This window comes from Methanosaeta sp. UBA356 (assembly GCF_002496465.1).
Lineage (GTDB): Archaea > Halobacteriota > Methanosarcinia > Methanotrichales > Methanotrichaceae > Methanothrix > Methanothrix soehngenii.
Map to the genome: position 1 here is coordinate 7,599 of NZ_DAKC01000049.1, position 11,798 is coordinate 19,396.

13 protein-coding genes are annotated in these 11,798 nt (G+C 53.8%); 8 read left to right on the plus strand and 5 right to left on the minus strand.

Annotation, left to right across the window (positions count from 1 at the left end; all coding sequences use genetic code 11):
* Nucleotides 1–600: 600 nt before the first annotated feature.
* Nucleotides 601–1,077 carry a hypothetical protein gene (locus tag BP727_RS03985; RefSeq protein ID WP_286857515.1) on the minus strand — a complete coding sequence of 159 codons (477 nt, stop codon included), beginning with the start codon at nucleotides 1,075–1,077 and terminating at the stop codon, nucleotides 601–603.
* A gap of 52 nt (nucleotides 1,078–1,129) precedes the next feature.
* Nucleotides 1,130–2,347: a proteasome-activating nucleotidase gene (locus BP727_RS03990; RefSeq protein WP_273271012.1), complete on the minus strand. Its 1,218-nt coding sequence runs from the start codon at nucleotides 2,345–2,347 to the stop codon at nucleotides 1,130–1,132.
* Nucleotides 2,348–2,410: 63 nt separating this feature from the next.
* Here BP727_RS03990 and BP727_RS03995 point away from each other — a divergent pair, with 63 nt between their 5' ends.
* The 6 genes from BP727_RS03995 to BP727_RS04020 are packed head-to-tail and all read left to right on the plus strand — an operon-like array spanning nucleotide 2,411 to nucleotide 7,644.
* Nucleotides 2,411–2,899 (plus strand): multiprotein bridging factor aMBF1, encoded by a 489-nt coding sequence (locus tag BP727_RS03995; RefSeq protein ID WP_013718481.1) that lies wholly within the window; start codon nucleotides 2,411–2,413, stop codon nucleotides 2,897–2,899.
* 3 nt (nucleotides 2,900–2,902) lie between these two features.
* Complete coding sequence (locus BP727_RS04000; protein ID WP_013718480.1) at nucleotides 2,903–3,475, plus strand: L-threonylcarbamoyladenylate synthase; 573 nt, start codon at nucleotides 2,903–2,905, stop codon at nucleotides 3,473–3,475.
* Nucleotides 3,475–4,410, plus strand: coding sequence for a nucleotidyltransferase domain-containing protein (locus tag BP727_RS04005; protein WP_286857519.1), 936 nt, complete (start codon nucleotides 3,475–3,477; stop codon nucleotides 4,408–4,410). Before BP727_RS04000 ends, BP727_RS04005 begins: the two co-directional genes overlap by 1 nt.
* Before the next feature lie 2 nt (nucleotides 4,411–4,412).
* Complete coding sequence (locus BP727_RS04010) at nucleotides 4,413–5,927, plus strand: AMP phosphorylase (RefSeq protein WP_013718478.1); 1,515 nt, start codon at nucleotides 4,413–4,415, stop codon at nucleotides 5,925–5,927.
* Nucleotides 5,928–5,944: 17 nt separating this feature from the next.
* On the plus strand, nucleotides 5,945–6,790 hold the full coding sequence (locus BP727_RS04015) for a histone deacetylase (protein ID WP_286857521.1): 846 nt from the start codon (nucleotides 5,945–5,947) through the stop codon (nucleotides 6,788–6,790).
* Nucleotides 6,778–7,644: a damage-control phosphatase ARMT1 family protein gene (locus BP727_RS04020; RefSeq protein ID WP_286857523.1), complete on the plus strand. Its 867-nt coding sequence runs from the start codon at nucleotides 6,778–6,780 to the stop codon at nucleotides 7,642–7,644. The genes BP727_RS04015 and BP727_RS04020 overlap by 13 nt, the downstream gene beginning before the upstream one ends.
* On the opposite strand, the gene BP727_RS04025 is transcribed toward BP727_RS04020, so the two are convergent.
* The 3 genes from BP727_RS04025 to BP727_RS04035 all read right to left on the minus strand — a co-directional run bounded on the left by BP727_RS04025 (nucleotide 7,641) and on the right by BP727_RS04035 (nucleotide 9,733).
* Nucleotides 7,641–8,303, minus strand: a complete 663-nt coding sequence (locus BP727_RS04025; protein WP_013718475.1) for a PAC2 family protein — start codon at nucleotides 8,301–8,303, stop codon at nucleotides 7,641–7,643. The genes BP727_RS04020 and BP727_RS04025 overlap by 4 nt on opposite strands.
* A 91-nt stretch (nucleotides 8,304–8,394) precedes the next feature.
* A complete protein-coding gene (locus BP727_RS04030) occupies nucleotides 8,395–9,003 on the minus strand; it encodes a hypothetical protein (protein ID WP_286857527.1) in 609 nt (202 codons plus the stop codon).
* Between the two features lie 118 nt (nucleotides 9,004–9,121).
* Nucleotides 9,122–9,733 (minus strand): hypothetical protein, encoded by a 612-nt coding sequence (locus BP727_RS04035; RefSeq protein WP_013718473.1) that lies wholly within the window; start codon nucleotides 9,731–9,733, stop codon nucleotides 9,122–9,124.
* Nucleotides 9,734–9,945: 212 nt separating this feature from the next.
* On the opposite strand from BP727_RS04035, the gene BP727_RS04040 reads away from it, so the two are divergent.
* Nucleotides 9,946–10,299, plus strand: coding sequence for a nascent polypeptide-associated complex protein (locus tag BP727_RS04040; RefSeq protein WP_269798832.1), 354 nt, complete (start codon nucleotides 9,946–9,948; stop codon nucleotides 10,297–10,299).
* A 47-nt stretch (nucleotides 10,300–10,346) separates the two neighbouring features.
* On the plus strand, nucleotides 10,347–11,798 hold a 1,452-nt coding region (locus tag BP727_RS04045), incomplete at its 3' end, for an HD domain-containing protein (protein ID WP_286857530.1).

Here is an 11,798-nt window from a genome sequence, read left to right on the forward strand (position 1 = left end):
CTGATGCGACCCTTGAGGAGATCAAGGGCATGAGGGCAGACATCCAGCCTGGATACGCCTCGAACTTCCGGCAGATGCAATCCGATATCAGGGCTATAAAGGAACGCCTGGGGATGCCTTGATCATAACGCAATTAAATGGAAAATTCGCCAGGCGGGCCCAGGTGAAAGTTTAAACTGCTTTTTGAGAGGCTCGAATGATGTTGGATATCGGCATGGTCGATTTCTTAAATCCAGGGATATTATCAAGGCTAAGATTGATCTACACAGACTGTTTTTTTTTGTGCACGCCGCGAGTCGGGCCTTCGGCCCTCCCGCGCTAATGCCCTGGGCCCCCTCAACGCCGGGGAGGCTTGGATACAATGAAGGCAAGCCGTTGAAGGTTTTATATATTAATACAAACATTTTCATGTGCAGAAAGAAAAGGCAAAACATAATATTTTGGCTCCTCGCTAAATTGTGTTGGTAATGCACGGCAGAGAATTTTCTTTGTGCCTTTGTTCCTTTGTGGTGAAGTCCAAGCATCCCGATTTCACCAGAGAGACAGAGGCAAAAAAACGAGAGCGAAATAGTGGCATAGAAAACAGCGAAGAACCCAATATCATTTCCCGATCTCCCTCTCGATCATCTCCGCCGAGACCGCTGTTCCCCGGCAGGTGTGCATGTTTAAGGAGAGAAGCAATCCTACGACTCTCTCATCCTGCACCAGAGCTGAGCCGCTATCCCCGGGTCCCGGGAGATCTCCCGGAGGCAGGATGACATAGACGATGGACCAGGAGGAATCGGATACCCGGCAGGCAATGGAATGGCGGGCGTTCACAAGCTCTGCCTCGCCCGGATGAGGCTTGCCCAGAATCGTCAACTGGCAGGGAGCGAGAATGGGAAAAAAGGCCAGATCGGCATCACCAGGAATATATGAGACCCGGCAAGTGATCCCGCCCAATCTCAGCTCTCTTGTCCCCACCTGTTGAAAAATATGGGCGGGAGCCACGCCCGCAAAGCCGCCGCGCCAGGGAATGATCGCCCCGATCACTCCGCCGGAGCGGCCGGCTATGAATTGGTCGCCTGATCTGATCACGGTATTGGGATTAATTTTGGGATCTGATATCCGCCCGGAACTCTCGAATACCTCAAATGTACTGCTGGATGAGCCCCTCAGGCTCAGCCATGTGGTTCCTCTCTTTGAGCAGGATCTTGGCTGCCGCCCTCTCGAAGTCGCTCTGGTAGACGGTAGTCCTCTCCTCCCGGATAGCATACATGCCCGCCTCTGTGGAGAGCGCCTTCAGATCAGCTCCGCTTGAGCCCTCGGAAAGCTCGGCTATCAGCCGCAGGTTCACGTCCCGGTCCAGGTTCATGCCCTTGGTGTGGATCTTGAGAATCGACTCTCTCGCCTCCTTGCTGGGCAGGGGGATCTCGATCACTCTATCGAAGCGGCCTGGCCGAAGGAGAGCTGGGTCTAGCATATCCAGACGGTTGGTGGCAGCGATCAGCTTGACCTCACCGCGGGCGTCAAAGCCATCCATCTCCGCCAGGATCTGCATTAAAGTCCTCTGAACCTCGCGATCTCCGCTGGTCGCTCCATCCATGCGGCGGGCGCCGATGGCATCCAGCTCATCGATGAATATTATCGCTGGGGACTTGCTCTTGGCCAGCTCGAACAGCTCGCGGACCAGGCGTGCCCCTTCTCCGATGTACTTCTGCACGAACTCCGAACCCACCACCCGCATGAATGTGGCCTCTGTGCTCTGAGCAACAGCTTTCGCCAGGATGGTCTTGCCCGTACCTGGTGGGCCGTGCAGCAGGACGCCCTTGGGCGGCTCGATTCCAACCGAGGTGAAAAGGTCCGGCCGCTTTAGGGGAAGCTCCACGATCTCCCTGATCTCAGAGATCTGGGTGTCCAGACCGCCAATCTGAGAGAACTGTACATCTGGAGCCTCCTCGATCTCCATGCCGAATACCGCCGGGTCGCGGGGAGAGGGCAGAACGCACATCACCGCAAATGACTGCTGGTTTAGGCCTACCTGAGCCCCGACCTTTATCTCCTCCTCTATGAATTGGGATAAACTAACAACGAATCTGGGGCCGGTACTGCTCTTGACGATAACCCGGTTCTCATCCAGAACATCGACGATGGTTCCCACGATCATCGGACCGACGCGCAGGCGCTCCAGCTCGCTTCTGAGCTTCCGGGCCTCTCGCTCGAACTTGAGCTTCTGGTTCTCTATGAGCCTCTTCTCGCCTTCTACGCGGTCCTTCTGCTCACGCAGCGCCAGGTTACGCTCCTCCAGCTGGCGCATCCGGTCCAGGATGTAGCGCGAGAAATCCGCGCCAGCTCCTGACTCATTCATGCCTTCTCCACTATCCATAATTACAAAGGTTATTAAACTTTGACCCGTATAAAGGTTTCCGAAATGACCGAGAAGCAATGCGAGATTTGCGGCGCCGAAATCTCAGGTTCACCCCAAAAGATCGTTATTGACCGATCAACTATGGAAGTTTGCAAGAGCTGTGCGCGCTTCGGAAAACCAGAGGACAAATGGACACCAGTTCCTCGGAAGATGGTTCCTGTGGAGAGGGCCTTCACCGTCATGAGGCCTAAACCACGCGACCAGTTCAAGGATTTGGTGGAGTTGGTTCCGGATTTCGGGCGCAAGATCAGAGAGGCGCGGGAGGGCCTGGGACTCACGCCAGAGCAGCTGGGAGCGAGGATCAAGGAGAAGGCCACGCTCCTGAAGAAGATCGAGAGAGAGGATATCTCACCTGAGGATGATGTCAGAAAGAAGCTGGAGAGGGAGCTTAAGATCAAGCTCACCGATCAGGCCAGCGAGGCTCAGGTCAAGTCCGGGGGCTCCGGCAGGGGACTCACTTTAGGGGACATAGCCAACATCAAGCGGAAATAATCCATGATACCCAGTGCAGCTCGATTTATCATTGGAGGGGGTGTGGTAGTCTATCCAACTGAGACCGTTTACGGCCTGGGGGCTAATGCTCTGGACGAGCAGGCAGTTATGAGGGTCTTTTTGATCAAGAAAAGGCCTCTTTCCATGCCCATCTCTCTAGCGGTCTCGAGCCTGGAGATGCTCAGAGAGGTGGCCGAGGTTCGCGATGATGACATGGATATTTTGGAGGATCTTCTGCCGGGACCAGTATCCATCCTGCTGCGAAAAAAGAGCATAGTTCCGGACATCCTCACTGCCGGCTCATCCCTGGTAGGCATAAGGTTCCCGGACCACGAGTCTGCCCTCAGGATAATCGATAAGGCCGGACCGATCACCTCCACAAGCGCCAATCGCACCGGCCAGCCAGCGCCGGTGAGCGCTAAGGAGGTCTCAAAAGAGATAGAGGATCGAGTAGAGCTGGTGGTGGACGGTGGCAGATGCAAATACTGCCAGCCCTCAACCCTTCTGGACCTGGAGAATAGAAAGATCATCCGGCCGGGCGCTGGCCTGGACAAAGCGCTGAAGGCGATAAAGTGATGGCCCGGATCAGAGACTTTTTCGAAACCAATGAGGGCTGGATCTTTGCTGTCTCAGACTACAACCACCCTCACGGCCTCCGCTCCCTGCTCCGCTACATTCCCGATCCGTCAGGGGAGCGTGCTGCCAGAGGCATGCGCTACCGAAAGATGGACTTCGACCAGGCATTCGAGTTCTTGCGCCAGAATAGGCCGGATTATATTCAGGACCTTCATGTGGTCCCTGAATCCGATGTCCTCCGGCTCTACGATCCCTCCCAGGGCTTGAGAGCTGTGGCAGAGAAAGATCCCAAGACGGAGAAGATCGCCCTCATCCTCAATCAAGCGGGTGTGCCCTGGGAGGAGATGGGAATCACTGGCTCCAGGCTTATCGGCTTGCAGGCACCTGCTTCGGATATCGATTTCGTGGTCTATGGTCCCATGTGGTGGAAGGCAAGGAATATAGTGGACCGGGCAAAGAGAGAGGGTGTCATACAGGACCTGGATGAAGAGACCTGGAAAAAAATCTACGCCAAGAGAAAACCCGAGATCAGCCTGGAGGAGTTCATGCTCCATGAGAAGAGAAAAGGAAACCGGGGCATGATCGACGGCACCTACTTTGATCTGCTATTCACCCGCGATTGGAACCAGATCCAGCCGCTGGATGAGGGCCGTACTGTCGGCCAGGGGCTGGTCGAGGCTCAAGTTACAGATTGCGAGTTCGCCTTTGACAGCCCCGCCATCTTCCGGCTGGATCATCCGGAGGTTAAGGAGATTCTCTGCTTCACTCATACCTACGCCGGCCAGGCACTCCCTGGAGAGAGGATAGAAGCCAAGGGCGTACTGGAGGAGACTGCTAATGGTCTTCGGCTTGTGGTGGGAACCACCCGCGAAGCGCGGGGAGAATGGATAAGATCGCTTTCGCTGCTTGAAAAAGCTACTCAAAAGAGGTTATAAAAATGCTGCTAGTTCGACCCTTTGACATAGAGATAGGTCAGCATAAAGTCATGCTCAATATCGTTGATGCCCGGGAGAGGGGCTTGAATCCTGGAGACCGGGTCCGGGTGAGGGCCAAGGGGGCTGCAACCACCGCCCTGCTTGATACCACCACCCAGATGGTCAAGCCTGGGGAGATCGGTATCTTCACCGAGGCTCTTAAGGATCTCAATAATCCGGTGGATGTGGATATCCTGCCTGCACCGAGGCCTGCTTCCATCTGTCATATCAAAAGCTTGATGGATAACGAGAAGCTGAGCGAGGATCAGATCCGAACCATTGTGCAGGATATCGTGGACAACAACCTCAGCGACATTGAGCTTGCTGCTTATGTCACCGCTTCCTACATTCATAACATGCCCTCTGAGGAGGTGGTCTGGCTGACCAAAGCGATGATCGAGACTGGTGAGCGGATTCACTTCGACACCCATCCGGTCATGGACAAGCACAGCATTGGCGGCGTTCCCGGGAACAAAGTATCCCTTCTCATTGTGCCCATAGTGGCAGCCGCAGGCCTTCTCATTCCCAAGACCAGCTCTCGGGCCATAACCGGGGCGGGCGGTACAGCCGACCTGATGGAGGTCTTGGCCCCGGTGGAGTTCAGTGCGGCAGAGATCAAGGAGATAACAGAGAAGGTGGGCGGAGTCATAGTCTGGGGCGGAGCCACCAATATCGCCCCTGCAGATGATAAGCTGATTAAAGCGGAGTATGCATTATCCATAGACCCCTACAGCCAGATGCTGGCCTCCATCATGGCCAAGAAAGGGGCTGTAGGCGCTGACGCAGTGGTAGTGGATATGCCCGTAGGGCCGGGCACAAAGCTGCCCACGGCAGACGACGGCAGGACCCTGGCCAAGGACCTGATAGACCTGGGTGATAAGCTGGGAATTCGGGTGGAATGCGCCATGACCTTTGGAGGCTCTCCCGTGGGCAGAACCATAGGACCGGCTCTGGAGGTGCGTGAGGCGCTTACCCTTCTGGAGAATAAGCCGGGTCCAAATAGCCTGAGGGAGAAGAGCCTCTCGTTAGCTGGCATACTGCTGGAGATGGGCGGAGTGGCAGGACGAGGAGAAGGCTACGCTGCTGCAGAAGAGATCCTCAGCAGTGGAAAGGCTCATGCCAAGCTGATGGAAATCATCGCTGCCCAGGGAGGCAATCCCAATGTGAAGAGCGAGGATATCGTCATCGGCGAGAACTGCGAGGAAATTTTGGCTCCGGCAGGAGGATATGTGGTGGCCTTCTACAATAAACGCCTTGTAGAGCTGGCTCGCATGGCTGGTGCTCCCTCGGACCAGAAAGCGGGAGTCATAATCCACAAGAAGATGGGTGAGAGGGTGAAGAAAGGCGAGCCTCTGATCACCATCTGCTCCTCATCGGACTGGGAGCTGGATAGCGCAGTCAGGGATGCCAAGAGGTCTATGCCAATAGTGGTAGAAGGAATGCTGCTGGAGAGATATCCCCGCATAACCGAGCTTTAGAATTTGAGGGTCGCCCTATGAAGGTTGCAATTACATATCATGAGGATTTCGGCAGGCATGGCTTTAGCGTTCTGAAGGAGAGGATTCAGCCATCCTTCGAGAAGCTGATGGAGTCCGGGCTGGTGGACGGGATTGAGGTGCAGGTGTTTCGGGCCAAACCCGCTCCAATGGAGCTGGTGGCGAAGGCTCATACTGAAGGGCACATGGCCAACATGGAGACGGATCAATACCGGGATGTGGCCATTTTGTCCGCAGGGAGCGTGATGATGGCCGCAGAGATGGTGGCTGCTGGTCAGGCAGAGTCTGCCTTCGCCTTCACCGGAACCGCCGGGCACCATGCTTCAAGAGGAAGCTGTTGGGGATTCTGCTACTTCAACGACGTAGCGATCACCATACTGCGCCTTAAGGAGATGGGCTTCGAGCGCTTTCTCATAGTGGACGTGGACCCCCATTTCGGCGATGGTACGCGCGACTTTTTCAGGGAAGATCCAGATGTATTTCATATCAACCTGCACAGCGGCACCGGCGAGGAGCATGATCCACAGAGGAACAATTACGATATCGGCCTCTCTTTCGGAGCAGATAATGAGAGATTCCTCTCTGCCCTTAAGAGCGATCTGGTGCTGGCAAGAGACTTCGACTTTCAGATAGCTTTTGTCATCTTTGGGCACGACTCCCATCAGGACGACTATGGTGGGTTCAACCTAACCTTCGAGGCCTATCCCCGGATGGCTCAGATAGTAAAGGAAGCTGTGGGCGATAAGGGTTTGGTCTTCGTTCTCAGCGGCGGATCCTGTGTGCACGTAGGTGAGAGGGTCATTCCCGATATCGTTCGGGTGCTGTCGGGAAGGTGGCCGTATTGAGGGTGGCCTCCAACTGTTATCCCTGCCTTCTGGACCGGGCGAAGTTCGAGTGCGATATGGTCTTCACCCGGGAGGAGGATAAGAAAGCGGCAGTAGAGGAGCTGCTGGACTTCATGGCCTGCCATAAGGGCGGTGTTCCGGCTCTTATGGGCACAGAAAGAGAGCTCATCATTAAAAGGCGAAGCGGAAGCTCAGATCCATATCGGGAACTGAAGGAGGAGAGCAATCAGGTGGCAAGGGACCTCTTGCCACGGGCAGTGGAGTTCTATGAACAGTCTCCGGACAAGATCGAGGCCCTGATCAGAATTGCCTCGGCTGCCAACTCCATGGAGTTCGGGGTCAAGGGCCACGATTTTGATAACCTGACATTCGGCAGGGTCTTTGCTGACACCCTTCAAGAGAACCTGCATGCGGATATGGCTGAATTGAAAAGACGGCTTCAGTCTTTTGGCAAGATACTTTATCTGACAGACAATTGCGGCGAGGTCATATTCGATCTATTTGTAATCGAGAAGCTAAAGGAGATGGGCAAGACCGTGGTGGTGGGATCGAAGTCCGAGCCCATCATCAATGATGTCACCGCCGATGAATTGAAGAGCTTCTCGGATGTGGATGTGATACCAACCGGCAATGTGGTGGGAACGGCACTTGAGCACCTGAGCCCAGAGGCCTCGGTACTCCTATTCGATCCGGAATGGCTGATACTGTCCAAGGGCATGGGCAACTTCGAGACCATGTCCGAGTTCGATCAGAGGCTGAAGGGCAGGCTGATCTATATCCTGCGTGCCAAGTGCGAGCCTGTGGCGGCTAAAATGGCCGTTCCAAGGGGATCGCTGGTAGCGAGGCTAATTTAGCAATAGTTCATGTCCACTTCTTCCGGGGCGGGCTCATCCGGCTCATCGATGATCGACTCCATCAGGGAGAAATCAAGATCGAGCTTGAACAGATCTCTGATGGCATAAAGAAGGTTTGTGGCCGCCGGAATATCTATCAGATCGGCTCCGGAGCTTGTTCCCAGCAGGCAAAAGCCTCTCATATTATAGAGAGGCGCCAGCCCTGCCAAAAGGCCGTTCATCCCGCCGATAGCTCCGCTGCGGAGCAGGGTAATCCCAGAATCATGGAGAACAGCTGCAGATTCAGGATCTGTGGCCGAGCCGAGTATCTTCGCAGTCGCATCTCCCACAAATGCGGCCAGGGTTATCACATCCGTTACCCCTTCAGATTCTATTGCCTGCAAAATCTCTCCTGCCAGCTGATACATCCCCTGCACATCCAGAGGCTGGGTATCCCCGGAGAGCACGAATATGTTCTCCTTATCCTGGGAACGTAATAGCTCTGCGTGCATGAGCTCCGCCAGGCCATCAGAAACCATTACCTGGGACGGGAAGCTGTGGGAATAGAACGGTTTAATGCCACTGCATTTCAGAGCATTGCTTAGGTAATCGGCAGCCACTTTTCCCACGCTTCCAATTCCTGGAAGGCCGCAGATGCAGGCAACTCGAGACTCAAACATCGACTAAGTTTTGAGATGTGCAGCTATAATTCATTTTCGCCGGATTATCGCCAGAGGATCACTGATGGATCCTTCTGGCATAATCAGAATATCACTTGCCTACAGCCTCTATCATCCAGTTGATTCCGATCGTCTCATTGGCCTCAGTGGTCCATTCTGCCGGCGTGAGAATTCCATTGCCGTAAAGGAAGGAGTTGCCAGTTCCGTTGTTATATTCCATGCCAACCACCATTCCTCCGCGATCATAGAATAACACATAAAAGTCTTCGGTGACTGCCAACGGTGGGATCTCTATGACTCCCCAGATTGGGCCTTGATCGGTGAGGAAGTAACCATTCTGAGCATCCGCAAATCTGTACAGGAGATGAAGGTCCTTATCTCTGATCTCCAGGAGGAAGTTCCTATCCATGTTGTAGCTGTAATCGGTGCTGTTATAGTCGCTCCAGCCCAGGACCTTCACACCATAAAGCTTCCAGTCTGAACTGGGAGCCTTGAACTTGACGGCTTCTGCTACATCCAGACCTTCGATATCAAACTCATCGGTTATGGTGAACAGGCTGATATTCATATCGGAGGCATTCTTGCCGCTATCCTGCGCAAGAGTGGTATAGCCGGATTCCGATGACGTATCTGCAGCCATGGCTCCGAAGCACGATGCCACAAAGCATAGCCCGTATATCAAAAATATCATCTTATTCAAATGATCACCCCGTATATTCTGATGAATCCGGCCCATATAAGGATTTTGAAGAGTCTTATTGCAGTCTGGCAGATCATCTACCAGACCGCAATTCGTCTGCAGGACTCAGCCTGCTCTTTCACTCGCCAACTGCTCTGATCAGCCAATTTATGCTGGTTGTGGTATTGCTCTGGTCTGTGAATTCGACTGGAAGCAGCTCCGAATACACGCTATCATAGAAGTAAGAGCTGCCGGTAGAATTTTCCAGTTCCATACCTATGAACATCGAGCCCCGGTCATAGAAGATCACATAGAATTCATCCGTCACGGGAACTGAAGGCAAGTCTATGGCTCGGAGAATTATAGCAGGAAATGTGAAGTAAGCATTTTGGGTATCTGCCATCCTGTAGAGGAGATTCATTTTTTCGTCTCTGACCTCGATGAGGAAGTTTTCAGATTCAGGAATTGATGTCGCATTTCCATCGAAGCCATTCCAGCCTGCTACCCTCACCTGCTTCAATTTCCAGCCGGGATTTGGCGCAGTGAACTTCACGGCCTCGCCCACAGAGAATGCGTCCATGTCCATAGCGACGCTATACAGAGTCATATTCATTTGGGAGAGATTTGTGCCGCTATCCTGTTTAAGGACGGTCATGGTTGCAGCATTGTCAACTTCATCATTTTGAGATAGAGTAACTCCCACTAAGGATCCAAAGCATAGAGCCAGAATCAATAAGATCATCTTTTTCATGCGATCACCCTGAATAAAAGGTTTATATTTTCTCTTTATAAAGATGATGCTGTATTCCGATGCAGGAAACCACTGACAAGCTCGATTCCATTATATCCAATCCCCTTTGCACACAATAGTGACAGATATCTTTACCTACGATAATATCGACTCCTTAGATTAGAGTGATTGACATGTTTCCTGGTTTAGGAGGTTTAGGAGGAAGGGGCGGCATGAGCCCCAAGAAGATGAAAGGCATGCTCAAGAGCATGGGAATAGACATCGATGAGCTAGAAGGAGTCATTGAGGTTGTCATCCGCATGCCTGATAAGGAGATCGTTATACAAAACGCCTCTGTCGCGATAATGGATGCCCATGGGCAGCGCAGCTATCAAATATCCGGCGATGCCACTGAGCGCCCTCTCTCCGGAACGGAGGCAAACGAGGGACCGGAGCTTGAGATCCCCGAGTCAGATGTGGACCTGGTTGTCGCCCAGACGGGTGCAAATCATGAAGATGCAAGAGCGGCCCTCCTGGAGGCAAAAGGCGATCTAGCGGCAGCAATTTTGCTGCTCGCACCGAAGTGAATGATCAAAAAAACCGCCGAACTATCAGCCATAATAAGGCGATCTTCGTGAGCGAGGCAAGAGAGGTCATTCGCGATCCAGTCCATGGGTCCATCTCGACAGATCCGCTGGAGTGGCAGATCATCCGATCCCGTCCAGTACAAAGGCTTAAGGGGATAAAGCAGCTGGGCCTGGTGGAAGCAGTCTATCCCGGGGCCAACCACACCCGATTCGAGCATTCCCTAGGAACCATGCATATGGCCGGGCGAATGGCCGAGCACCTGGGTCTCTCCTCTGAAGAGGTGAGAAAGGTTCGCTTAGCTGGCCTGCTCCACGACCTGGGTCATTCCGCTCTCTCTCATGCTGTTGAGGGGGTCTTAGGCCGCAATCCCGAGGTTCAGCCCCTGTTGAAGGGCAAAAGAGCTTCCGGGCACGAGGAGTTCACCCAGGATATAATCTCCTGCCATCCTTTCGGCCAAGAGGCCATAAGGATTGCAGAGAGGGATTTCGGCGATGCGGACAAGCTCTTTGCAGAGGTCGCAGACATAGCCCGGGGAAGGATTCCGCCTCTGGGGCAGATCATAGTTGGCGACCTGGATGCAGACAGAGTGGACTTTTTGCTCAGAGACTCCCATCATTCTGGCGTATCCCTGGGCCTGGTGGATACAGACCAGATACTGCAGTCCCTCACCATCTGCAAGGGCAGGATAGTCCTCGTCGGCCAGGGTGACTATCGGGCAGAGATGTCCCAGACGGCAGCGGAATCAATGCTCATCGCCCGGGCTCATCATTATAATGCCCTTATCTATCATCCTTCAGTCCAATCCATAAGGGCCATGCTTCTCACGGCTCTGGAGAACGCCCTGTCCAGGATGAATGAGGATGATGCCAAAAGGAGGATAGAACTATTCTTCCGGGAGTACACCGATCCGGACCTTCTGCGGTTCATCTGGGAGAAGGGAGATGATGTCTCACGGGATCTCCTGCAGCGTATAAAATTCGGCCAGGAGATACCGCTGGCTGCCAGGTTCGACCACCGGTCCCTCGCGCCGGATATCAGAATGGCCCTGTCCACCATCTACCGCCATGGGAGGATGAGAAAGCTCTTCGAGGATACCCTCTGCAAAAAATATGGGGCCCTGGTGAGCATCACCGCGGGCAGCGGAGTGCCCAGGTCCATGAGAACCCAGGCGGATAGCTTTCTCTATGACGAATCCGCCCTGGCCGCGGGCCTGGTAAAGTCGCTGACCCGCCAGATCGCCATATCCTTCTTCTCCGACGATCGGCCGGAGATCTCCCTTGATGAAGTTATGGAGCAAGCGGCAAAGCTGCTGTCCTTTATTCGCTCCGAGAGCTATCTTCCAATCGATGGGCTATTGCTGCTCTTTTATGCTTTGCATAATATGCTCTCAGAGATATACGGTGAGAAGATCCTGGTTCCCCGGATCAGAAACATAACCTGGCTCTACAGGACTGTGGCCAGGCTCAGGGACCTGGGCCCTGGTGGGCTTTCAGGACTA